The following is a 20221-nucleotide window of genomic DNA, read 5'->3' as shown; positions in this document are numbered from 1 at the left end:
ACGTATGTCTGCTAACTTTCGATCGATAGGCTCGCGATCTACAGCCTCGCAATCTAGAGGCTCGCAATCAACTGAGCATCATAGAGCGAAGAATACCTTGCTTAGGCAGTGGGCGATTGTCCGCAAAGACAAATGGTTGTTGTCTTGCCTAACTTGGATACCTTTGCTTCTTGCTGCCAGTATTTGGCTGATTTTTTCGCAAGGGATCGCTCGTGACTTACCGGTTGCGGTTGTTGACTTGGAACACAGCCAAATTTCGCAGCAGTTCACACGTCTTGTTGATGCATCACCAACGCTGCAAGTCACTCAGAAATACAGCTCGGCGAGTGAAGCGGCGAAAGCGATGATTGAACGCGATATCTACGGTTATGTTGTGATACCAAGGCATTTTGACCGAGACCTTCTGCTCGGATTGAATCCGCAAGTGTCTGTGTTCTACAACAGCCAATTTATCTTGATAGGTAAGCTAGTGAATTCAGCGTTGTTGCAGGCTCAGGGGACTTTTAACGCGCAACTTGAGGTCGTTAAGCAGTTATCACACGGTGATACCACGGTGCAATCAGCATTAGGCCAAGCAGTAACAGTGCAAAGCCAGATCACGCCACTGTTCAACAAGAACACCAGTTATGCTCAGTTCTTGGTGTCTGCGGTTATTCCTGCACTATGGCAGATCATGATTGTGGTGGGCACGATATTGGTTTTGACGGCGAACGTTAGAGCTCGTGGTCTTCATGCTTTGTTATCCAACGCCCCGATGAAATCACTAACATCAACACTAGCGCCCTACCTTGTCTTGTTTTTGATGTTTGGTATCGCGTTTAGCTTTTGGTTCTATGTCCTCTTAGACTGGCCGTTTAACGGCAGTTTTGTGGCACTGACTGTCGCCCAACTGCTTACCGTCATCAGTTGTATCATCATGGGTTGTTTATTTTTCTTCTTAACGCTTGATCCTGCAAGGGCGATGAGTTTCGCTGGCGCCTTTACAGCACCAAGCTTTGCGTTCATGGGGATTACCTTTCCAGTAACCGACATGAACACAGCAGCGCAAATCTGGAGAAGCTTATTGCCCGTGAGTCACTACATCGAAGTACAAACAGCACAATCAAGTTATGGCGCGAGCGCGGCACAGTCGCTTATCAGCCTCTCCTCAATGTTTTGGTATGCGATTCCTGCTTTCGTGGTGATGTTGTTGATTAAGAAACACTTGGCGCAATCGAATCTGTCTGCACAAACGGATCTAACAGCCCAAGCAGCCCTATCTGCAAAAGCAACACCTTCAACACCTTCAACACAACAAGAGAAATCTGAACAATCAGCACCACAAGGAGTAAAACGATGAGCTTTACTCAACTGCTCAAGCAAGAACTGTTAGCGGTACTGCGTAACCCTGTTGTACTTCTTACGGTCTTTGGTGGTGTGGTCTTCTATTCATTCTTGTATCCATTGCCTTACGCGCACCAAGTTCCTCAGCAGCTTAGAGCCTCGGTAGTAAACTTGGACAAGAGTCAAAGCAGCTACCAATTAGAACGAATGGTGGATGCCACCTCTCAAATCGAATTGGTACGTCGAGACTCCAGCATCGCAGATGCAAAACAAGCCGTACTTAACCAAGAGATCGGTGGGTTCCTCGTCATTCCAGAAGACTTCTATAAAGACCTGCTGCTCGGTAAGAGCCCGACGCTTTCTTACGCCGGCGATGCTTCTTACTTCTTAGTGTATGGAACCATTGTTGAAGGGCTTGCCAAGGCGGGTGGCACGTTAGCTGCACAAGTTAAGGTCAGTCACTTGTTAGTAGAAGGAGTACCTTTAGAGTCCGCAGCCAAAGGCTACAGCGCGTTTAGCTTGAACCTAAAACCAACGTTCAATAGCCGCATGGGATACATCGATTACGTAGTTCCAGCCGTCTTTGTGTTGATCCTGCAACAAACCTTAGCCATGGCTTCTGGTTTAGTTGGGGCAACCCAAAACGCTCAATCTACGTTTGGCTATTGGAGTAAGACCTCTCCGGCAAAACTGATGCTTGCTCGCTGCTGTACTTTAGTTGGCATTTATTACTTGTTGTCGATGTACTACTTCGGCGCGAGCTTTTCGATGTATGGAATAAATTTGCTCGCCTCAACGACACAGATTTTGACTTTACTTCTGCCCTTCTTATTGGCCAGTTGTTTGATCGGGATTTTTATTGGTGAGCTAGTGCCAAGAAGAGAGTTAGTCACGGTTGTGGTGTTAATCAGTTCAATGCCGCTGATTTTCTCTTCAGGTTTTATCTGGCCTGTTGAAATGATGCCTGAATGGTTAGTACTGCTTTCACAGTTATTCCCAAGCACACCAGCTATCCAAGGTTTCTTAGCGCTTAATCAGATGGGTGCATCTTGGCAAGAAGTGGCGTCTCAATGGACATTGCTATGGGGACAAGTCGCTTTATGGGGTTCGTTATTAGCACTAAAGCTTTACCACAAGTCGAGTAAACGTATTACTAGATCCGTGTAGCGCTAGTCTCTAAACGCTAAGCCTCATGTTCATGTTCATGTTCATGTTCATCGTAAACCATTAAAAAGGCTCTGATAAAGGGCCTTTTTAATACCCTCTGGCCTGATTCCATCTTCAGCCATCAATTGTTTAAACACTTCACAAGCACATATCGAATATTCAAACTCGCCGACTTCCCTGTCATCCCCCACTATAATTCACCTTAGCCCGTCGCTATAACAGCTACTGCATATGCCTTTTACAACCTAAAAAGCACCGACTTATTCCAAAACAATGACAAAACCCGAACAATTGTAAATTTATTGTAAAAATTTCTTTGAGGGTATTATTTTTATGTATAGGATTATCAGTAGGACTTGGTAGGCCGAATACCATAGTCTTATTGGTTCACATACCAAAAGGATATCCATACAAAGCAAGATCAGTACTTATATTTATTTCGTTTTTCGACCTAGCTCCAGCCGTTTATGTTGCCGTCGAATGAAGTAGATAAATCACTGAGATGTAAAAAATCAAATAAAAAACAAACACAACAGCAGCAAACATAATTTAATAAAAAGACAGGGAAAACCATGAAAAACTTACGTGAATTATTTTTTGGGTTTATATTATTGTTTAGTTCCAGTGCATTTGCAGAAGAAGGATCATTTAGTCAAAGTATCAGTAACTTGAGCCAAAGTGTTGATGGTTTTTTCAATGACTACACAGGTTGGTTCGTTGGATTAATATTTAAAAGTGTTCCACTTGGTGAAGCAAACTTCCCAATCATTGTTGGCTGGCTATTGCTCGCTGCGATCATCTTTACTGTTTACTTTGGCTTTGTTCAATTTAAACGTGTCGGGATGGCAATAGACATTATTAAAGGTAAGTACACAGATCCTAACTCCAAACACGAAGGGGAAGTTTCTCACTTTCAAGCGTTAACAACCGCGCTTTCTGGAACTGTTGGGCTTGGTAATATTGCCGGTGTGGGTGCTGCACTCGCAATTGGTGGTCCTGGTGCGACATTCTGGATGATCTTGTGTGGTCTTCTGGGTATGGCGTCTAAGTTCTGTGAATGTACCTTAGGTGTGAAATACCGAACTATTCTACCTTCCGGTGTTGTTTCAGGTGGTCCAATGTACTACCTAAGCCAAGGCCTAAGCGAAAGAGGACTCGGTGGACTAGGTAAAGCCCTTGCAATTGGTTTTGCGTTAATGTGTATTTTAGGGGCGTTGGGCGGCGGTAACATGTTCCAAGCTAACCAAGCACATGCCATGTTAACTTACGCATTCGATGTACCGAGTGAATACGGTGTGATCACTGGCCTTGTACTCGCTGCTTTAGTTTTCTCTGTGATTGTTGGTGGTATGCCTTCTATCGCATCGGTAACGGAAAAAGTTGTTCCTTGGATGGCTGCTCTGTATATCGGTATGGCTCTGATTGTTATCGGTTCTAATCTTGATCAAGTTGGCCCTGCGTTCAGCGCAATCTTTACAGGTGCATTTACCGGTGAAGGTGTGGTTGGTGGATTCATTGGTGCCCTAATCCAAGGTCTAAAACGTGCAACATTCTCAAATGAAGCAGGTGTAGGTTCAGCAGCAATTGCTCACTCAGCAGTAAAAACAAAAGAACCAATCACTGAAGGTCTTGTATCACTACTAGAACCATTCGTTGATACGGTAATCATTTGTACAATGACGGCATTGGTAATCACTATCGCTGGCTTAAACGTAGGTCCATATGATGGAACAGGTTTAACGGGCGTAACGCTTACTGCTGCATCGTTTACTGAAACGGCAGAAGTGTTCAAATACACACTTGCTCTCGCGGTAATCATGTTTGCGTTCTCGACGATGATTTCTTGGTCGTACTACGGTCTTAAGGCTTGGACTTACCTATTTGGTGAAGGCAAAACAACGGAACTGATTTTCAAAGTGATGTTCTGTGTGTTTGTTGTTATTGGTGCGACGATTCAGTTTGGCGCGGTAATCGACTTCTCTGATGCAGCCATCTTTGCGATGTCTATCTTCAACATTCTTGGCCTGTACTTCCTAATGCCTGTTGTGAAGAAAGAACTGCAATCATTTGTTGCTCGTGTGAAATCAGGTGAAATCAAAACTTACGATAAATAACGTTTAGTGGAATGATGTTGATCTGATAACTAGTTTAGGTCTCATAACGATACAGTTCTAATAAACGAGACTGTTCTAAAAATTTTTGTAAGACCCTTTGCTTGAGAAAGCGAGAACAGGACTGCAACTTATCCAAATCCCTACTAGCTTTGCTTGTGGGGATTTTTATGCCTGAATGGTTGGGCTATTTGCTACCCTCAATGCCCTGCTCACTCTTTTCACTCTTTTCACTCTTTTCACTCTTTTCACTCTTTTCATCATCGTGTTCAACGTCGAAACGACGAACTAATTCTTCTACTTCGATCATATCTTTTTGCGCTAATGGCGAACAACAATCATCGAAACAATAAGCTATGGTGCAGTTCTCACAAAGGTACTCTGGCATCACTTCATCCCTTGTCGTCAAAGCAGCCAAATGCTAGCTAGCAATCGACTGCGTGTTCATCCTGAACAATACTATTATGCAGCGACTCTGATCTGAAAATATGTATGCAAAGTCATTTAATAGACAACAAGTAACATATCATTGTGGATATACGTAACTATTCACAAATATCTAAGCAAACAATGAAAACACTCAAATAATCAATAATGGGAAAGCACTGGATCTACGCTCCCCAGAAAACGCAAAACGCCCACATCACGTGTGTGATGTGGGCGTTTCAATATTTACTGTAAACTATCTTTAGGTTGATTAAAGCCTGTGGTTTATAGGCCCATCTCTTCAGTGAGCGTTTTGATCTGCTTAAGATCCATTGTGTGGACTTCAATCATTTGTCTGATATCACTCAGACGAGAGTTAGCGTTATCCTGCTTCTCACACGCGTCAGATTTAGCATCCCATGATGTGCCATCTAAGAAAACGTCGCACGCTTTCTTCAGAGAACCAAGGCTCTGCTCAAGTTCATTTTTTTCTTTCTCAAGCTTTTCAAGTTCTTGAGAGATCTGTAATTCTTTTCGGAAAACTTCACGCGAACGCTCAAACAAGGTCGATTGCATATCAGCCTGACGATTAAGTTTCTGGTTGTCTTGCTGAGTTTGCTCTAACGTTTGCTTCTGTTCGTTTAGCTGCTGCTCTAATGAGTAGTTCGCTTTCTCTAAAGCCGAAGACTGCTTCGCTAGGTCTTGGAGCTCTTTTTGATGTTCTTCTGTTTGTTTTACTAGAGCGGCTTCTACTTTTGCATCGATTTCGGTATCGACTTTTGCCACTTTAGTTTCAACGGACGTCATCAACTGTGTTTTGCTGTCATGCAGTTCTTGATAACGAGTTTCGAGTACCTGATAAGTGGACTCCCACTTCGAAGCCGTTATTGTAGAACCGATCAAGCCACCTAACGCCAAACCTATAACCGCAGCAATGCCGATATAAAGCTGACTGCGCTTATCGCGTTCTTCAATAACAACCACTTCATCTTGTTCGCTTTGTCCAGATTGCTGGTTCACTAGCGGGTACTCCCAAAAATTTGTTTAACGTTACACGGTCACTGATACTGATACTGATACTGATACTGATACTGATACTGATACTTTAAGCTCAGTTAAACCTATTACCCAAGCCAGAAGTACTTGAGCTTTGCTTACACGTTCGTCTTATCTACTCACAGACAGGTTTAACGAGTTAACTCCGAAATCATCAAGCTCGCCGTATACAAAAGGAAGCTGCTAACGATAACGATCACTACCCCTTTTTGCAGTTTTTCGTTTGTCCGGTAACGAAACAGCACAAATGCCAAAGCCAATAAAAAAACAATCGCTATTAGTCGAGTCATAACTCCTCCTTGTTTCTCTATTTTATACCATTTAAATAAGCAAGTTACGTCAGAGACTCGTTGTTTGATCATTTAGTTGAACAACATTTAAGCAAACAGATATTTTGTAGCTGACATCACATTTTATATGATCTAGGATACGCCTACAGATTACCTAATTATTTAGGTAATTGTTCCGATGAAGACTGCAGGAGAGTGGTTTTTAACTAAATATTAACATTTAGTTAGATTGACCCGCCGAAGAAGTAAATCTTTCAGGTGCTTTATGCTGGAGAAATCCAGAAAAGTGAGGACTGTCGTTGGAGGAACCTCTGGAGAGAACCGTACTACTTTTTTGTAGCAAGCGGTCGCCGAAGGAGCAAGCTTAGTGCCCGTTACTTATCTATAAGTGATTCGCTAAGTGAAACTCTCAGGCAAAAGGACAGAGGAGTGGAAAGCAACAGCCTTAATTAACAAAAGAATTCTATCTAGAAATCCGTCTGTATTAAGTAGTGCTATCGATCCCTGAGATCCGCACTGCCTTCCCTCTTCTCCTTAAATTTTATATTTATTAAGGGGAAACTATGAACCACCTACAAGCTACACTACAAACCATCAACCAATTCGTTTGGGGACCACCACTGCTTATTCTGCTAGTGGGAACGGGGATCTACTTTACTTTTCGCTTAGGCTTACTCCAGTTTAGACACCTCCCAACCGCACTAAAAATGGTGTTCACCAAAGACAAATCCGGTACGGGTGACGTATCGAGTTTCGCCGCTTTGTGTACAGCACTTTCAGCAACTATTGGTACAGGTAACATCGTTGGTGTAGCTACCGCAATTAAGATTGGTGGCCCTGGAGCCCTATTCTGGATGTGGCTTGCCGCTGTCTTTGGTATGGCGACCAAATACGCAGAATGTCTACTTGCCGTTAAATACCGCAGAACCGATAGCAATGGCGAAATGGTTGGCGGCCCAATGTACTACCTGCAATACGGTGTCGGCTCACGAATCTTAGCGGTAATGTTCGCTGTCTTCGCGTTAGGTGTTGCCTGCTTCGGTATTGGTACCTTCCCACAAGTCAACGCTATCTTAGACGCAACTCAAATTTCGTTTGGTGCTTCTCGTGAGATGTCTGCTGTCGTTCTTACGATATTGGTGGCAGTTGTAACCCTTGGTGGTATTCAATCTATCGCGAAGGTAGCAGGAAAAGTGGTTCCAACCATGGCAATTATGTACATCGTCGCGTGTTTGAGCGTGCTGGTTTCAAATGCCGACCAACTACTGAATGCCATTACCCTTGTGGTTACCTCTGCGTTTACCAACACCGCTGCAACCGGTGGTTTCTTTGGTGCAAGCATCATGCTTGCTATCCAATCAGGTATCGCTCGTGGTGTATTCTCGAACGAATCTGGTCTTGGTAGTGCGCCTATGGCAGCAGCAGCGGCTAAAACAGACTCGTGCGTGAAGCAAGGCCTTATCTCGATGACAGGTACTTTCTTTGACACCATCATCATTTGTACGATGACAGGCTTGGCGCTAATCTTAACGGGTGCTTGGCAAACCGACCTCTCTGGTGCGGCGATGACCACTCATGCATTCGCTGTGGGTTTAAACGCCGATACTCTAGGTCCAATGTTAGTTTCGATTGGCTTAATCTTCTTTGCGTTTACAACGATTTTAGGCTGGAACTACTATGGTGAGCGCTGTGTTGTTTTCTTACTAGGTACCAAAGCAGTACTGCCTTACAAAATCATCTTCATTGCGTTGGTTGCTTCTGGTGCATTCCTAAAACTCGACATGATCTGGCTGATGGCTGATATCGTGAACGGCCTAATGGCTATTCCTAACCTAATCGGTCTTATCTTGTTACGCCACGTTGTCATCGAAGAAACAAAGCTATTCTTCAAACCTTTAACTTCTTCAAATGATTGTGAAGCCGTTAAAGCATAACTTGAATTGATTGAACACCAAGCCCGCAATAAATGCGGGCTTTTTTATTGATTCAACGCTTCAAATGACTACATTATTACTTGTCCTATATACCCAAAAATATAATAAGATATTTATTCGGCGACTGTTCTAATTAAAATAATGAAAAGACTAATAAAAAGGTCACTAATAAAACCAACGCTTAATTAGATGTTACTTATATTTAACAGGTTGTGTCTAAATAGCGTCATTTTTATCATAAACGAATAAGAAACATTTTGTTTCAACCACACAAAAAAACACCATAATAAAATATGTGACTTTAATTCACATATGAGTCAGTTTATAGTCATCTACACTCTTGAGAGAATTATAATAAAAATAAAATGTTGGCTATATGATCAAATTTGACCCAATTAAAAACCGTATTTATAACGACGAACGTTCTATTAAAATAGGATATCGTGAGACTCGTGTTTTAGAGTTATTACTTAAAAAATCTCCTGAGATTGTGCGTAAACAAGATATTATTAGTTTCGCATGGGGAAGCGAATTCATTGGTGATACGTCACTAGCGAAATGTATCAGCTTGCTTCGCCAAGGATTCGTTAAGCTCGGTATCAAAGAGACGCCAATCGTGACTGTGCCAAAGGTTGGTTACCGCCTTATCGATGGTTGTGTCTTGCTCGAATCGCAGCCACAAAGTGGAGCCACTATACTTCTCACTCCAGTGAGCGACCACATATCGCTAAGTCATACCAGTTCACTAAGTCATAGCAGTTCATTAGGTAATCGCTGTTCACAAGGTCATGACAATATTGCGCTCTCTCTTGCAAGTAGCCATGAATCTGAATCTAAACAGACGACACCTGCTTACCAACAAATCGGCTCATACCGAAATAGACTGTGTTACTTCACTACTGGATGTTTGCTGCTGGCATCCGCGTTATTGGCTTTCGCTAAAGTTAATGAGAGAAACCTCAGTGATATCAAACCAGTTAACCGACTCAACGAGCAGTGGATTGGTCAAGTACAAGTTTTCCAAGATCCTGAAATGGCGATGACTCCTGAGCTAGAAAGCATCCTCTATCAGTATCAATGTGACTGTGTGGCGTACGTTAGCGAAGAGCCCGGCTATTCTGAACTCTCTGTACTCAACAAAGCAACACGCCAGTCTGTCAATATCTTTTACACGTCAACACAATTGGATAAAGCCAGTACCGAGTTGGCGCTATTCCTAGAGAGAGGCCAACTATGATGCCATTCATTGCACTCATTTCCGCGTTCGTTTTATTAGTTGGTATATGGAATATCCCTTCGCCCCAACCAAAAGAAGAGTATCGCTATCAACATAGCGTGGTGGACTTCATAATGGATGACAATGTATTACGTACCGATGGATTAACAAAAATAAGTAACAACGAAGTCCTGCACCTTATGTCAGTCCAGGACGACAACATGCCCAACCCGATTGTCCTGAGATTCAAAGGAAAAGCTAACCCTTCTCAATCATTTTTCTTTTCTATATCTGGTACCATCGACTTAGTCTCTGTACAAAAAATAAATAAAACAATGAATGACAGCCTATTGTCACCCTATCTTTTAATCAACAATGACCCATTAACGATAAAGATTGATATCTTAAGTTCAAATGATTTATTTGCCATAATAAAAACGTGTAATACAGGCCGAACACAACTTCTGGCTAAGCGATAATTAGGAACAGTTTTTCCACCAGCAACCGCTACTTTATTATCAAGTGACGATCCTTGTCGATATTACACATAGAAAACGGATGGTTATTTTTATTCTTCTATCAGTAATACAATGACGACTTGATCCTGATTTAAAGTGTTTCAATGTTAAAAAGGTCGCACATCAAGATATCCAATCTAGATTTAGACTCCTTATGGCTAAATACCCGCCTTCAAGTTACGAAAATTGTGAATGGTTATATCTAGCTTTCTACTTAACCATTCACATCAAGCGTAACGAAATAACATCAAAGCGTTTTGACGTTTAAGCCCAAATAATAACACTCTATTTTTCTAAAAACGGTTTGAGCCCCATCAAATAATTTCCTTTAAGTTGCATACACTTTCACCCTACAAACACATTCAACAATACAACTCGATGAATTTAAAGGGTAAATTAATTCAAGCCTTTTCAGTATCTATCTATTTATCAACATGAAAAAGTGAACTTGTCTTGTTAACTACACGGCACACAAAACATTATCAAAATAGAAAAATTACAAACGAGGGAATTGTTAATGATTAGTATAAACAGAAGTCTCTTAGCAACCGCAGTGTTGTCTGTTCTATCAACCGGTGTAAACGCAAAGGTGTACCCAGACCAAATAGTGTTTGACCAACTTGGTGAAGATGTATGTCGCTCTGGTTATCGTCCTTTAGACCGTTATGAAGCCGAAGAGCAGAAGAGTGCTTTGGTCGCTCGTATGGGCACTTGGCAGATTACTGGGTTAAAAGGAAACTGGGTAATCATGGGGCCTGGTTATCATGGCGAAATTAAACAATCAAACAGCGGGTCGACGTTCTGTTATCCGAACAATGACCAATCTGAAATACCAAATTACTCTGCTAAAGCCGTCACAGAAGGCAGCGAGATAGACGTTGAATATGACTTAGTAAACAACCGCAATGATTTTGTACGCCCTCTTAGCTACCTAGCTCACAACCTAGGTTATGCATGGGTTGGCGGTAACAACAGTCAGTATGTTGGTGAGGACATGACCATTAACCGCTCGGGTGACTCTTGGGTGATACAAGGTAACAACAGTGGCTCTTGTGATGGTTATCGCTGTAACGAAAAGACTAAGATCACCGTCGACAACTTCACCTACACCGTTAATGACAATAACTTTTGGCACGGCGATGTCGTCGAGTCCGATCGTGAACTGGTTAAAACGGTTTACGCAACCGCGAGAAACAGAAGCGACATCGCGCAGCAAGTCGTTGTCGACCTAAAAGTCGATGAGTCTACAAATTGGTCGAAAACGAATAGCTATGGGTTCTCCGAAAGTGTTCAAACAGAGAATACATTCAAGTGGCCTTTGGTTGGCGAGACTAAGCTTACAATCAAGTTAGAAGCGAACCAGAGCTTTGCTGAAACCAATGGCAACTCCACTAGCGAGCAAGTAACACTGCAAGCTCGTCCTATGGTTCCAGCGAATTCGGAGCTTCCGATTCGAGTTGAGTTGTATCGTTCAACCATCTCTTATCCGTACCGATTCAACGCTGACATCAGTTACGATGTTGAATTTAACGGCTTCCTTCGTTGGGGTGGTAACGCATGGCACACTCACCCAGACAACCGCCCGTACAAAGCTCACACCTTCACTATGGGCCGTAGCAGCAATGAATCAGCCGATATTCGCTACCAATGGGATCACAGATACATTCCAGGCGAAACGAAATGGTGGGACTGGGGCTGGGCTATCAAAGAAGCCGGTTTATCAAGCATGCAGTACGCGACTGGAGGAAGCTTACGCCCATTCCACTCTTACGTATCTGGCGACTTTAACGCTGAATCTCAATTTGCAGGCACCATTGAAATTGGCCAAGCAACGCCAATTACCAACAGTGTTCGAAGCAAAAGAAGCGTTGATTCAGTCAACGAAACCACTGAGCGCATTGGCGATATCGAAGTTACCACCAACTTCAATGCAGATGAGTTGAGTGACTTAGGTTTCGAAGGCGCTGAGATGAACATTAGCGTTGTCGAATAACGCAGTAGCTCACATCTAACACTCGATTTACCAGTAACAAAAAAGCCCACGGCAGTGTTTATATACAAACCTAACGTGGGCTTTCTTCTTTTTAATTTAACTGTGTAGAGCCTTTAGGACGACCCTCAATAACCTATACCCAAAACGGTTCAGGTTATACTGGCTCTTCCAACAGAAGCTTAACACCTAGCCCCACCAGCACCATACCCGTCACACCTTCCATCCACTTCATAAAACTCGCGTTCTTGAGCAAGTTTTTAGCTGAGTTAAGTGCCCCAGCCAAGCCGCATTGCCACACCATCGCAATCATAAAGTGGACCGAAGCCATCAACATAGATTGCAATAAAGGCGAACCTTCAGGGTTTACAAATTGAGGTAAAAAGGCCAAATAGAAAACCGCTGTTTTGGGATTAAGAACGTTAGACAAGAAGCCTTCACGCAAAGAACGTTTTGCACTGTATGCTTGCTGAGCTTGTTCACCGACCTTCAAACCACCACCGTTTTTCATCAACGCTCGTAAACTGCTTAAGCCAAGCCAGATGAGGTAAACTGCACCTACCATCTTAACGGCTTGAAAGAGTTCAGCAGACTGGGCAAGAATTGCAGAAATACCCACAGCAGAGAAAAAAGCGTGTACATAAAGGCCGCTACAAATACCAAAGCTCGTCATCACACCGTCAGATAAACCCGAGCGGCTCGTGTTGCGAATCACCAACGCCGTATCTAAGCCCGGCGTTAGCGTTAAAATAGTGATGGCAATTAGAAATGCCTCAAAGTTCAAAATATCCATATTATTGTCATTGTTGTTCAGCGATCTATCATCAATACCGTTTATCTGAACAATTCGCAAGCAACAATTACCACCAGCTATACAACTCACTGATTTTGTGCACAATAGAACAGTTTAATTTGTTAAGAAATAGTAAATTCAAGGCATCGTACTGCCTCATGCTTTTATCGCTATATCTTCTATCGCTGTATCTTCAACTACGAAGTACTGCGTCATTAAAAAGCAGAGCCATAATCTAAGTACATGAGAGATGAACCTTAAAGCTGACGCAGCCCTAAGGATCATTTACAGAAACCAAATTAAGAGTAGTCAAATGAGCGCATTCAAAAAACTAGTCGAGCACTCTCAAAAATGTTCACGCTTTCAACACCTAGCCTCTATTTGTGGTTGGGACCAAGCTTCAATGATGCCTGCCGGTGGTAACCAAGCTCGTAGTGAAGCGATGGCCGAACTTTCGGTTCATATTCACGGGTTGATGACGCAACCACAGCTTGGCGATTGGATTGCAGACGCTGAGAACGAAGCGCTAAATGGCGAGCAACAATCGTCTCTGCGTGAAATTAAACGCCAATGGCAACAAGCGAACCTACTTCCAGAAAAACTGGTTGAAGCGAAATCTCTAGCGGGTTCAAAATGTGAACATGCATGGCGCAGCCAACGTGGTAACAACGACTGGGTTGGATTCGAAAAGAACTGGCGTGAAGTGGTTGAGCTATCTCGTGAAGAAGCGCAGATCCGCGCCGATGCAGCGAACCTAACGCCTTATGATGCAATGCTGGATATCTATGAACCGGGCACCAGCTCTGCTTCGCTTGATATCTTGTTTGCAGACGTTAAAACCTGGCTACCAAACCTGATTGACGAAGTCATCGAAAAACAGTCGAGCGAGCAATTTAATGCGCCATCTGGGATCTATTCGACCGAGAAACAGAAAGCACTGGGTTTAGAAGTCATGAAGCTGCTTCAGTTCGATTTTGAACATGGCCGACTAGATGAAAGTGTTCACCCATTCTGTGGCGGCGTGCCTTCAGACGTACGCATCACAACCCGATACGACGAAGCGGAGTTCGTTCAAAGCTTAATGGGTATTGTGCATGAAACAGGACACGCACGTTACGAACAAGGCTTACCAAAACACCTAGCAGGCCAACCAGCGGGCGAAGCGCGCTCTATGGGCATCCACGAATCTCAATCTTTGTTCTTCGAGATGCAAGTTGGCCGCAGCGACCCATTCATTGGGCACTTAGCGAACCTCGCTGGTCAGCAATTTTCAGGCTCAGAATTTGAGAAAGAGAACTTCCAGAAGATCTACACTCGCGTGAAGAAAGACTTCATCCGTGTGGACGCTGATGAGCTTACCTACCCTGCGCACGTTATCTTGCGCTACGAAATTGAACGTGACTTGATCAACGGAAAGATCAAACACACCGACGTTCCAGAGTTATGGAATACCAAGATGCAGTCATACCTTGGCTTAAACACTCAAGGAAATTTCACTAATGGCTGCATGCAGGATATTCACTGGACAGAAAGCAAATGTACAGTGCATAACTACAAGGACGGATGTTTACAAGACATTCACTGGACTCAAGGAGCATTCGGTTACTTCCCGTCATACACCTTAGGCGCAATGTATGCGGCTCAGTTCATGGCTGCTATGAAAAAGACTGTTGATGTAGATGCTGCTGTACGCTCTAGTGATTTGTCGCCAATCTTTAACTGGCTGTCAGAGAAGATCTGGAGTCAAGGCAGTTTGCTAACCACCGATGAGCTAGTGAAACAAGCGACTGGCGAGACACTGAACGCCAGCTACTTTAAAGAGCATTTGAAGAGTCGTTATCTTTGATCATTTTGTAAGGCAGGCATAGCCCAACCTATTTTGTGTTTCCTGCCTTCACTGTCATTTACAATGAATATAAGCAAAGCTATTACTCTCTAAATAAGCTCGTTGACGACTATAAGATGACTTCTAGTTATATAGAAACAGCTTCTCATCTGCTTACTGGTCACTGTTATACGCGCACAATCAACGCTCAAGCTAGTGAAATCTATCAGCGATATGGTGTATCAGCCTTAAAGCCCGCTGTGGAAGCTGTACACAAACATTTAGATTACTACCTCTCGACAAGCAATAACCCTCAACACACGATTAGGAAAATTTACGAAAAGTATGCTGAGTTGTGCGAACGGAGTTTTGAGTATGATGACTTAGAGAGAGCTGTTGATATTGCCAAGCGTGATAGCTCAGAAGATAGATTACTTCGATTAAAGTCTGCACGAACAAAGCTATATCGTCGAAACCCTGACGTGGTTGCTGAAAGACTGTTCTTAGCTAATGGAATATGTGCAGGATGCGAGCAAAAATCGCCATTTCTACGGAAAAAAGATAGCAGCCCTTATCTCGAAGTGCATCACATCATCCACTTGGCCGATGACGGGTTAGACTGCTTAGACAACACCGAAGCACTTTGCCCGAACTGCCACAGAGAGCGACATTACGGATAATAAAAAAGGAGCTGAACGCCCCTTTTCTTCTCTATTACTCTGAACCATGCAGCACATCAGAAAATGATGCATCTATTAATTCATTTAAGTCCTTGGGGAGCTCTGTAGCTGAAATTAAATATGCTCCCATAAACGACGTAAATTGCCTTATGCGATTGTTTTTACTTACAATCTCCTTACAGTAGCGTTCTTTGCTTTTATCTTTTTCGACCAACTCTCTAAAACCCAGCTCCCTAATAGGATTGATGCATTGCTGAATATTTGAGGGGGAGTCCATTAAGTTTCTAGATAACTCAATAAAACCATCCCAGTTATTGAGCTTTAACTCCGCCTCAACATGCACGACTTTAGGTTGAAGGGTTTGTAATTTATTTCTTAAATCAAAGCTATCCTTTCCGCCCCATATGTAATACTTCAACGCCTTTTCAAAGACCTTTTCATTCGCATCAAAATCTACGATATTGCGCAAATCATGGACAATTTGCGACATCAAATAAGCGAAAACCGACAAAGAGTATAAAAATACAGCTCTATGCTTTTCCTTTGTTGGGTCAAATTCCCCCCTCACCTTCTTTATTGCAGCAAGAAGTTTACGAAAGCCTTTCACGCAATCCTTTTCTAGTGGAATATCATTACAAAGAAAGCTTAAAAACTGCTGTAAAGGCTGGTTGCCATTGCATGACTCCTCTAACTTCACCCAGCTTTTAATGTTAGTGCTATATGAATAATCAATGTTAAAGTCCACAGAACAGGACTCACCATAGCTATTAAATTGCTTCTCATCAAAGAGGTGCACACCAATCTGTTTCGCAGACAAGCGATGAGCTTCAGACGCTCTCTTTCTAAGCACAATAAACGCTTCTTGACATCCAGTGAAGTGCATTAAGCCCGACGCCCAGAATGCTCGATTAATTGGGCTGGTGCTTTTTAAGGTTTTACAATCAAAAATAACCTTTCTCGGCTGACCAGTTGAGTCAATTCTAACCCCAAGCGCATCCACATCAGTAATAACCGTAGATGAATCAGATAACTCTCGAAAGTTCTGAACATTCACCTCCAAAAAAGGAATCATCCCATTTACTAAGCAGAAACGAACAGCCATTTCTTTCTGGTGCAAGTCCTTGTCAAATTTAGCCATTATGTATCAAACCCCAAAATCAGTTGTTCAAACTGCTCACTAGCTTCACTATCCATTGTTACTCGCTCTCGATTTTTCAATTCAGCCGAAGAGATAATTGACTGTATGTATTTTTCATCCTTAGAAAGAGCCAGCTGAGCTTCTTTCTTGACATCCATGTTAGCCAAATCGCCAGTTTCGAGCAAACTAATGGCTAGGTTCAAAGCCTCAATATTTTCAGGTTGCTTATTTAAGACGAACTGACACCTAGTGCCATAGGTCTTACGTAACGACCCTACTTTTAGGAAAACTAAGTTTTTATATTGATTTTCAGCTTCTGAATTTGAACCAATATAACCCTTATCTCTTAACGCCTTTAATATGCTCACTGGGTATCTAATTCTGTACTGGTCCGCTAATAACTGCCCCTTTCGAACGCAAGAAACAAGCGCCATAGCGCGCTCATAAATTTCTCGATTCATCACATCAAGCCTAACGTTGCCGGGCTTTGGTGTGAAAATGAACATTTCTGATTTATCTTTAAATTCAATAGATGGCGGCTTTAATATGCCTTCACTACAAAGTTGAACTAGTAGCTCTTTCTGTGTGGTGGTTATCTTTCTCCCACCTAGCTCTAATCGACTTAAAACAAGGGATAAAGGCCAGCCCTGATTTTCTTTAATAATACTTAAAACTGTTGATATATCATCAGCACCAGCCTTTGCTGACATATCAGCAAGTCCATCTAGATTATCCGCAAAATAAAATGGGCTAGCCAAGATATCTCGCCCTCGCTTTCGATACTCTTTAAAATAGTTACCATGTTCGCCAATTTTCAAACAGCGACCCAAGACCCCATTATCAATCCCTGTGGATGATATGATTCTATTCTTATTTTCAGGCTTGTTCTGCAGAGCAGAAAGTATAAGTAGCGTGCCTTGTTCGTGCTCATTCAAATCAGAAAATGTAAAGTAGTCACCAACGCCTTCATAGAGGTCTTTAAATCTAGGTACTTGAGGGATTATGCTCAGGATTTTTGTGCGTTTTTTGTTTACGCGTATGTATTCAATTTCAGCAAGTATTGATAAAGCTTCTTTCAGTGCGATTGACGGGATATTAAAATAATACTCGCTAACCATTCGTAGTACATCGTACTCAATTTCGGGCATACCTCTTAGGTGCACAGCTAGTGTTGCGGCCATCCCCATTTCTCGCAACCCATCAAAATCAGGCACATCAGTATTACCGAGACCAGACTGTATGTCATATGACAGCTCAACTAGTTTGCGACCCTTCAACTCTTCCATATGATTTTTTACCTATCTTTATTCGATTGAGACAACACAGAAGCAGCGAACTCTTTAGTTTCGTCGCTATACTTGTCACTCTGGAGCACTGCCGAAGCTTTCTGTTCCATGCCCTTGCCTGTCTGTTTCGACTTATCAGCTTGAGCCATAGCACTAGCCGCTAAAGACTTTTTGATTTTTGATGCGTTAGGGTCTGATAGTGCTTGAGCCGCTTTAGAAGCAACTTGCTTAGATGTTTTCTTCTTATTCATACGTCCTCCAGAGTGTTTACCAAGTAACCATACCTAATTTGGGGGCACTTTTCGTAATATCAAGTCCAAAAAACTACTTAAAGTCATATATTTCAATCACATAGTAACAGTTCTATCAATACATGCAGGTGCAAGGAACAATGATACGAACTCAGCTAAGAAACAACTACAGCCAATAATCAACGCCAAACTTTAATTCCTCTAGCCCTCGCATCACGTCGAGGGCTTTTTCATGCTCAAAAACCTGCTCAGAAACTCTATATAAATACTTGCATATGAGAAATGCATCTTCTCATGCACCCCACGATTCCTACTAGTGAGCCGCGCTAGTGGTGCGAAAAGCGGCAATTCTAAATTTACAACATAGAGGCAATAACATGAAAAATGCAGGCGGCAGACCAGAACGGTTTGATGAGGCAGCCAGTGCCGAACTGGCTATCTTGTCTTGTCTTGGTATCAAATCGATTAGTTCATTAGCTCGTGAAAACGACTGTTCACGGAACACAGTAATCAAGTATGTGAATCGATTTAAAGAACAATTAGAGGTACTTGGCTATGCAGCTTAAGATTAACTTGAACCACGTCCAACGTGATACTTCCAATCGTTGGCTTGCTAGTGCTGTTCTCGATGCTATTCAATATCAAGCGCCAGAAGCGTTCCAAGCTTCTTGTCGTGTTGCTGGCGGGCTTAGTCAATGGCTAGACGATGATGACTTAGAAACGCTTCTCTCAGCTCATGAAAACGAATTAAAGCAATTTAGACAACATGCTGAGAATGAACGACTCAAGAAGAACAAAGAAGAGTCTCAAGTACTCTATGCCTACGACAAAAAAAACGATGTTCTTAAATTCGCTGTTGGTAGAACAACACTAGACAGTGAACAAATGACTTTTACTAATTCTCAGTTCAAGAACTGGGTTCAACGTCAGTTAGATCGTAATGACATTACGGTGTCACAACGAGAGGATTTGATTGGCGCTAATTACTGGCTAACGAAAGCCGAGCAAATAACTATTAGAAACGGGATTTAAACATGTACTTCCAAGAATTAAAAAAAGCAGCGTCTGCTTTAGATGGCAAGTTTTTCTATAGCGTTGTCAGTCGATTAGCAACTCTTGAAAGCCAGTCAGAAAACTGCACAAGAGCTTATCAGGCTATGTTTGAAAGCGTGTTAGAAACAAAGACTATTCAGCAATTATCTTACACTGAAGTGCGCTTTGGAACTAAAGGGACAATGCAAGACCTAGCCGATGATGCAAAGTACTTACTTCACGGCAAACACTTAGACCAGTTCATGAGAGAGAACACGCATTACGCAAGCATGCCAAAGCCAGTTGTTAAAACCGGTGCTCGTACTTTTGAAGAGTGGCTTAAATCAAACAAACCAAACTTGGTGGTATAAAGATGAAATTATCTAAAGAACAACAACGAATCAAAGAACTGGAAACAGCTTTAGCCACGGCTCAAATGCAGATTGAACGACTTACAGAAGAGCAAGACTATCAAGAACCAATTGTATCGGGCATTGAAGTTAAACCAGTTGAATTAGTGACATTCAAACAACACTGCCGAGCAATCGAAGACGAGATTGAAAGTAGCAACTACTTGTCAACTGGTGTAACCGATGCTCTGACTGAATTACGTTGGATGGTAATCAATTGCCAGACTATCTCCCAAGCAATAGAGTATGAAAAGCAGTTGATGAGAACTAAAGCCGTTAACACTTCAGACAAGTACATTGGTCAGCTTGCTCGTGATGTTGCAAAGAAATCTGTACTTGGTTCTAAAGTCGCTACTCAACTATCAGTTTTTAATGCTCTTTTTGAGCTAGATAGGATTCAAGAAGAAATGGACATCATCGAGTTTGAAGAACATCTTTTGAATCATGATGCAACATCACTTCTTGCTAATTCAAGTGGTAAACTATCAGATTTAGTAGCATTAAGAAAAGCAAGAACAAATGGCTCTTTTTCTCAGATCGAAGAGATAATCGACAAGATTCTGGATGACGATGATGAATAAAGAAGTGCTTGAGATTGAGCGAGAAGAGCTACTTGGTTTGATACGAATTCATCAAGCTCTTATTGAAGAGCTAGACAACAACGACAATCTAGTATTGAAGTCTGCCGTCACAAGAAGAAAGTAAATGAACTTACGAAAGAAGTTCACGCTATAGAAATGGCGATAAAAACGAGCTAGTAGCTCGCTTTTTTAGG

The 20221-nt window shown here is 42.3% G+C and carries 21 protein-coding genes and 1 riboswitch; of the genes, 14 read left to right on the top strand and 7 right to left on the bottom strand.

The annotated features are described in order from the left end of the window. Positions 1–4 precede the first annotated feature (4 nt). The 3 genes from L3V35_RS15980 (at position 5) to L3V35_RS15970 (ending at position 4604) form a co-directional block, all read left to right on the top strand. A complete protein-coding gene (locus L3V35_RS15980; RefSeq protein WP_237300268.1) occupies positions 5–1339 on the top strand; it encodes an ABC transporter permease in 1335 nt (444 codons plus the stop codon). Beyond that, a complete protein-coding gene (locus L3V35_RS15975; RefSeq protein ID WP_171330698.1) occupies positions 1336–2490 on the top strand; it encodes an ABC transporter permease in 1155 nt (384 codons plus the stop codon). The genes L3V35_RS15980 and L3V35_RS15975 overlap by 4 nt, the downstream gene beginning before the upstream one ends. 572 nt (positions 2491–3062) lie before the next feature. Continuing rightward, the gene (locus L3V35_RS15970; protein WP_054547673.1) at positions 3063–4604 is read left to right on the top strand and encodes an alanine/glycine:cation symporter family protein; all 1542 of its coding nucleotides are present in this window, start codon (positions 3063–3065) and stop codon (positions 4602–4604) included. Positions 4605–4788: 184 nt separating this feature from the next. Here the strand turns inward: L3V35_RS15970 and L3V35_RS15965 are convergent, their stop codons facing one another. The 3 genes from L3V35_RS15965 to L3V35_RS15955 form a co-directional block, all read right to left on the bottom strand. Continuing rightward, entirely contained in the window at positions 4789–4989 is a 201-nt protein-coding gene (locus L3V35_RS15965) for a hypothetical protein (protein ID WP_237300267.1), read from the bottom strand. A gap of 323 nt (positions 4990–5312) precedes the next feature. Further along, a complete protein-coding gene (locus L3V35_RS15960) occupies positions 5313–6047 on the bottom strand; it encodes a chromosome partitioning protein ParA (RefSeq protein ID WP_237300266.1) in 735 nt (244 codons plus the stop codon). Positions 6048–6214: 167 nt separating this feature from the next. Further along, positions 6215–6373: a hypothetical protein gene (locus tag L3V35_RS15955; protein ID WP_048659466.1), complete on the bottom strand. Its 159-nt coding sequence runs from the start codon at positions 6371–6373 to the stop codon at positions 6215–6217. A gap of 301 nt (positions 6374–6674) precedes the next feature. Continuing rightward, a riboswitch (glycine riboswitch) is annotated at positions 6675–6808 on the top strand. Between the two features lie 128 nt (positions 6809–6936). On the opposite strand from L3V35_RS15955, the gene L3V35_RS15950 reads away from it, so the two are divergent. The 4 genes from L3V35_RS15950 (at position 6937) to L3V35_RS15935 (ending at position 12034) form a co-directional block, all read left to right on the top strand. Then, a complete protein-coding gene (locus L3V35_RS15950; protein WP_061025471.1) occupies positions 6937–8307 on the top strand; it encodes a sodium:alanine symporter family protein in 1371 nt (456 codons plus the stop codon). 376 nt (positions 8308–8683) lie between these two features. Beyond that, positions 8684–9544: a winged helix-turn-helix domain-containing protein gene (locus tag L3V35_RS15945; RefSeq protein ID WP_237300265.1), complete on the top strand. Its 861-nt coding sequence runs from the start codon at positions 8684–8686 to the stop codon at positions 9542–9544. After that, positions 9541–10002: a hypothetical protein gene (locus tag L3V35_RS15940; RefSeq protein WP_237300264.1), complete on the top strand. Its 462-nt coding sequence runs from the start codon at positions 9541–9543 to the stop codon at positions 10000–10002. Before L3V35_RS15945 ends, L3V35_RS15940 begins: the two co-directional genes overlap by 4 nt. Positions 10003–10558: 556 nt before the next feature. Beyond that, entirely contained in the window at positions 10559–12034 is a 1476-nt protein-coding gene (locus tag L3V35_RS15935) for an aerolysin family beta-barrel pore-forming toxin (protein ID WP_102492242.1), read from the top strand. Positions 12035–12188: 154 nt separating this feature from the next. Here L3V35_RS15935 and L3V35_RS15930 read toward each other — a convergent pair whose 3' ends face one another. Beyond that, positions 12189–12824 carry a LysE family translocator gene (locus L3V35_RS15930; RefSeq protein ID WP_017089445.1) on the bottom strand — a complete coding sequence of 212 codons (636 nt, stop codon included), beginning with the start codon at positions 12822–12824 and terminating at the stop codon, positions 12189–12191. Positions 12825–13137: 313 nt separating this feature from the next. Between L3V35_RS15930 and L3V35_RS15925 the strand changes: the two genes are divergently transcribed. After that, on the top strand, positions 13138–14670 hold the full coding sequence (locus L3V35_RS15925; RefSeq protein ID WP_237300263.1) for a carboxypeptidase M32: 1533 nt from the start codon (positions 13138–13140) through the stop codon (positions 14668–14670). 116 nt (positions 14671–14786) lie between these two features. Next, complete coding sequence (locus L3V35_RS15920; protein ID WP_237300262.1) at positions 14787–15329, top strand: HNH endonuclease signature motif containing protein; 543 nt, start codon at positions 14787–14789, stop codon at positions 15327–15329. Between the two features lie 34 nt (positions 15330–15363). On the opposite strand, the gene L3V35_RS15915 is transcribed toward L3V35_RS15920, so the two are convergent. From L3V35_RS15915 to L3V35_RS15905, 3 genes are read right to left on the bottom strand one after another with little or no spacing between them, the layout of a single operon-like run. Next, complete coding sequence (locus L3V35_RS15915; RefSeq protein ID WP_237300261.1) at positions 15364–16467, bottom strand: hypothetical protein; 1104 nt, start codon at positions 16465–16467, stop codon at positions 15364–15366. Beyond that, positions 16467–17753, bottom strand: coding sequence for a hypothetical protein (locus L3V35_RS15910; protein ID WP_237300260.1), 1287 nt, complete (start codon positions 17751–17753; stop codon positions 16467–16469). Before L3V35_RS15910 ends, L3V35_RS15915 begins: the two co-directional genes overlap by 1 nt. An 8-nt stretch (positions 17754–17761) precedes the next feature. Beyond that, complete coding sequence (locus L3V35_RS15905) at positions 17762–18004, bottom strand: hypothetical protein (RefSeq protein ID WP_237300259.1); 243 nt, start codon at positions 18002–18004, stop codon at positions 17762–17764. A 377-nt stretch (positions 18005–18381) separates the two neighbouring features. On the opposite strand from L3V35_RS15905, the gene L3V35_RS15900 reads away from it, so the two are divergent. The 5 genes from L3V35_RS15900 to L3V35_RS15880 are packed head-to-tail and all read left to right on the top strand — an operon-like array spanning position 18382 to position 20151. Next, the gene (locus tag L3V35_RS15900) at positions 18382–18570 is read left to right on the top strand and encodes a hypothetical protein (protein ID WP_237300258.1); all 189 of its coding nucleotides are present in this window, start codon (positions 18382–18384) and stop codon (positions 18568–18570) included. Next, positions 18560–19036 carry a hypothetical protein gene (locus L3V35_RS15895; protein ID WP_237300257.1) on the top strand — a complete coding sequence of 159 codons (477 nt, stop codon included), beginning with the start codon at positions 18560–18562 and terminating at the stop codon, positions 19034–19036. The genes L3V35_RS15900 and L3V35_RS15895 overlap by 11 nt, the downstream gene beginning before the upstream one ends. Before the next feature lie 2 nt (positions 19037–19038). Next, the gene (locus tag L3V35_RS15890) at positions 19039–19407 is read left to right on the top strand and encodes a hypothetical protein (RefSeq protein ID WP_237300256.1); all 369 of its coding nucleotides are present in this window, start codon (positions 19039–19041) and stop codon (positions 19405–19407) included. 2 nt (positions 19408–19409) lie between these two features. Next, positions 19410–20027 carry a hypothetical protein gene (locus L3V35_RS15885; protein WP_237300255.1) on the top strand — a complete coding sequence of 206 codons (618 nt, stop codon included), beginning with the start codon at positions 19410–19412 and terminating at the stop codon, positions 20025–20027. Beyond that, positions 20011–20151: a hypothetical protein gene (locus L3V35_RS15880; RefSeq protein WP_237300254.1), complete on the top strand. Its 141-nt coding sequence runs from the start codon at positions 20011–20013 to the stop codon at positions 20149–20151. Before L3V35_RS15885 ends, L3V35_RS15880 begins: the two co-directional genes overlap by 17 nt. The last annotated feature ends 70 nt before the right edge of the window (positions 20152–20221 follow it).

The organism is Vibrio sp. L5-1 (assembly GCF_021728315.1).
GTDB classification, from domain to species: domain Bacteria; phylum Pseudomonadota; class Gammaproteobacteria; order Enterobacterales; family Vibrionaceae; genus Vibrio; species Vibrio splendidus_K.
The sequence above is the reverse complement of the archived record's forward strand: the minus strand, read 5'-3'. Positions and strand labels throughout refer to the sequence as shown.

What these genes read in the sequence shown, in the direction of transcription:
- L3V35_RS15895 (WP_237300257.1), top strand. Translation starts at nt 18,560, where the DNA reads ATGCAGCTTAAGATTAACTTGAACCACGTCCAACGTGATACTTCCAAT.
- L3V35_RS15950 (WP_061025471.1), top strand. Translation starts at nt 6,937, where the DNA reads ATGAACCACCTACAAGCTACACTACAAACCATCAACCAATTCGTTTGG.
- L3V35_RS15900 (WP_237300258.1), top strand. Translation starts at nt 18,382, where the DNA reads ATGAAAAATGCAGGCGGCAGACCAGAACGGTTTGATGAGGCAGCCAGT.
- L3V35_RS15965 (WP_237300267.1), bottom strand. Translation starts at nt 4,989, where the DNA reads ATGCCAGAGTACCTTTGTGAGAACTGCACCATAGCTTATTGTTTCGAT.
- L3V35_RS15980 (WP_237300268.1), top strand. Translation starts at nt 5, where the DNA reads ATGTCTGCTAACTTTCGATCGATAGGCTCGCGATCTACAGCCTCGCAA.
- L3V35_RS15970 (WP_054547673.1), top strand. Translation starts at nt 3,063, where the DNA reads ATGAAAAACTTACGTGAATTATTTTTTGGGTTTATATTATTGTTTAGT.
- L3V35_RS15885 (WP_237300255.1), top strand. Translation starts at nt 19,410, where the DNA reads ATGAAATTATCTAAAGAACAACAACGAATCAAAGAACTGGAAACAGCT.
- L3V35_RS15925 (WP_237300263.1), top strand. Translation starts at nt 13,138, where the DNA reads ATGAGCGCATTCAAAAAACTAGTCGAGCACTCTCAAAAATGTTCACGC.
- L3V35_RS15940 (WP_237300264.1), top strand. Translation starts at nt 9,541, where the DNA reads ATGATGCCATTCATTGCACTCATTTCCGCGTTCGTTTTATTAGTTGGT.
- L3V35_RS15905 (WP_237300259.1), bottom strand. Translation starts at nt 18,004, where the DNA reads ATGAATAAGAAGAAAACATCTAAGCAAGTTGCTTCTAAAGCGGCTCAA.
- L3V35_RS15945 (WP_237300265.1), top strand. Translation starts at nt 8,684, where the DNA reads ATGATCAAATTTGACCCAATTAAAAACCGTATTTATAACGACGAACGT.
- L3V35_RS15935 (WP_102492242.1), top strand. Translation starts at nt 10,559, where the DNA reads ATGATTAGTATAAACAGAAGTCTCTTAGCAACCGCAGTGTTGTCTGTT.
- L3V35_RS15880 (WP_237300254.1), top strand. Translation starts at nt 20,011, where the DNA reads ATGACGATGATGAATAAAGAAGTGCTTGAGATTGAGCGAGAAGAGCTA.
- L3V35_RS15955 (WP_048659466.1), bottom strand. Translation starts at nt 6,373, where the DNA reads ATGACTCGACTAATAGCGATTGTTTTTTTATTGGCTTTGGCATTTGTG.
- L3V35_RS15915 (WP_237300261.1), bottom strand. Translation starts at nt 16,467, where the DNA reads ATGGCTAAATTTGACAAGGACTTGCACCAGAAAGAAATGGCTGTTCGT.
- L3V35_RS15920 (WP_237300262.1), top strand. Translation starts at nt 14,787, where the DNA reads ATGACTTCTAGTTATATAGAAACAGCTTCTCATCTGCTTACTGGTCAC.
- L3V35_RS15890 (WP_237300256.1), top strand. Translation starts at nt 19,039, where the DNA reads ATGTACTTCCAAGAATTAAAAAAAGCAGCGTCTGCTTTAGATGGCAAG.
- L3V35_RS15930 (WP_017089445.1), bottom strand. Translation starts at nt 12,824, where the DNA reads ATGGATATTTTGAACTTTGAGGCATTTCTAATTGCCATCACTATTTTA.
- L3V35_RS15910 (WP_237300260.1), bottom strand. Translation starts at nt 17,753, where the DNA reads ATGGAAGAGTTGAAGGGTCGCAAACTAGTTGAGCTGTCATATGACATA.
- L3V35_RS15975 (WP_171330698.1), top strand. Translation starts at nt 1,336, where the DNA reads ATGAGCTTTACTCAACTGCTCAAGCAAGAACTGTTAGCGGTACTGCGT.